Annotated in this window: 1 pseudogene; it reads right to left on the bottom strand. The window is 56.2% G+C overall.

The features are described 5' to 3' along the window. Nucleotides 1-308, bottom strand: a pseudogene (locus tag P0G09_RS17980) (ABC transporter substrate-binding protein); the annotation flags it as partial.

The following is a 308-nucleotide window of genomic DNA, read 5'->3' as shown; positions in this document are numbered from 1 at the left end:
GTTCATATCCGGGGTGTAGATATCCTTGATCCAGTCCAGACGGTACTGTGCATCGTCCGGGCAGGTAACGTATACACCATAGTACTCATCCAGAACCGCCAGAGGCCCGCCGACACACTGCGCCTCACGGACTTCCACGGGAGAAGCATCGCCCAGAGGAGCGTGCTTCAGCATGGGCTCGCCCTTATCGTTGGTGGACATTTCAAACATGTTAAAGCCTTCCGCATCGCCGTAAGTACCCCAGTTGTTCTGCGGAGACTGGAGGGGTGCGTACATCTGATCCAGCCATGCGCAAACCAGTGCAGGAT

The sequence above is a fragment of the Faecalibacterium sp. DFI.5.82 genome (genome assembly GCF_029076575.1).
Taxonomy (GTDB): domain Bacteria; phylum Bacillota; class Clostridia; order Oscillospirales; family Ruminococcaceae; genus Faecalibacterium; species Faecalibacterium duncaniae.
The sequence above is the reverse complement of the archived record's forward strand: the minus strand, read 5'-3'. Positions and strand labels throughout refer to the sequence as shown.